The organism is Pseudomonas sp. 3B-A001-10F (assembly GCF_056313565.1).
In genome coordinates, this window is record NZ_JBQYFW010000102.1 from 1 (window position 1) to 255 (window position 255).

General features: G+C 49.4%; 1 rRNA gene. It reads right to left on the reverse strand.

What is annotated here, in order from left to right:
- Positions 1-60: ribosomal RNA gene (gene rrf / locus AC0ZWN_RS28925) — 5S ribosomal RNA — on the reverse strand; the annotation flags it as partial.
- Between the last annotated feature and the right edge of the window lie 195 nt (positions 61-255).

Consider the following 255-nt stretch of genomic DNA (forward strand, 5'->3'; position numbering starts at 1 on the left):
TCGTTTCACTGCTGAGTTCGGGATGGGATCAGGTGGTTCCAACGCTCTATGGTCGTCAAGAAATTCGGGTACTGACTCGTGACCAGATGGCCTCGCTTCAGCAAATTGGGTATGTGACAGCTTTCGGTGTTTGTGAACATCGAACTTTCGGTTCGTTTCGTCTTCACACACCGCAATCTGGTCTCTTCGACGCAAATTGCTTGGGTGTTATATGGTCAAGCCTCACGGGCAATTAGTATTGGTTAGCTCAACGCC